Here is a 243-nt window from a genome sequence, read left to right on the forward strand (position 1 = left end):
TGGCATTGGCGGCAGATCTTACCCGCGATGAACAGCGGCCTAAAGTGATGGCGATTATCGGTGCCAGTATTGGCTTAAGCTTTGCGTTGGCTATGGTGCTGGGGCCACTGCTGGCGAAATGGGCCGGTTTAAGTGGTGTGTTCTGGGCGACAGCCGTGCTGGCCTGTGCGGCTATGTTACTGGTGGCTTTTGTGGTGCCGAAAAGTGTCAGTAAAGCGCCGATGGCAGAAACGCTGGCGTTGC

The 243-nt window shown here is 56.8% G+C and carries 1 protein-coding gene; it reads left to right on the top strand.

Translation table 11 applies throughout. The annotated features are described in order from the left end of the window. On the top strand, positions 1-243 hold a 243-nt coding region (locus tag R0J87_RS23805), incomplete at both ends, for an MFS transporter (protein ID WP_498889487.1).

Source organism: Halomonas sp. SIMBA_159 (genome assembly GCF_046536035.1).
GTDB classification, from domain to species: Bacteria; Pseudomonadota; Gammaproteobacteria; order Pseudomonadales; family Halomonadaceae; genus Vreelandella; species Vreelandella venusta_A.